Annotated in this window: 1 pseudogene; it reads left to right on the top strand. The window is 70.9% G+C overall.

From position 1 onward, the window contains the following. Positions 1-119 precede the first annotated feature (119 nt). Positions 120-460: pseudogene (locus tag HUX53_RS00070) on the top strand (hypothetical protein); the annotation flags it as partial.

The raw sequence follows: 460 nt of genomic DNA, 5'->3' as shown, positions 1-460 counted from the left end.
TTTAGAGGCAGGTCCTCGGCCACTTTACCCAGTTCGGGGTGAAGGCGATTGCGCTGCACGACCAAGACATTCTTCGGATCGTCGACCGGTGGCTGTAGTACGAGACGTCCGCCGGGCCGATGACGCTGCACGAGTTCCGCCGCCGGCATCCGGCCGGCCGGTTCACCGCGACCGCCGACAGCCGCCGGAACTCGGCCACGGTCGCGGTGAACCGGCCGTCCGGATGCCGGCGGCTGTCGGCGGTCGCGGGCGCGCAGGGCGTCGGGCTGGTCAACGGCGGCTACGTGCACGACACGGAGATCATCGGGCGGCTGCCCGGCCTTGGTCCCGACAATCGACTGGCCCGGGCGGACGCGGCGGAGCTGACCACCACGTTCGGTGTCGTCGTCCCGCCGCCTACGCACATCTGCCCCCGCCGCCCAAGCGGCTCGCAGACACCACAGACGACCCACCCACGACG

The organism is Actinomadura sp. BRA 177 (genome assembly GCF_013372625.1).
GTDB lineage: Bacteria > Actinomycetota > Actinomycetes > Streptosporangiales > Streptosporangiaceae > Spirillospora.
Note: the sequence above shows the minus strand (reverse complement) of the source record. Positions and strands in the feature narration are given on the sequence as shown.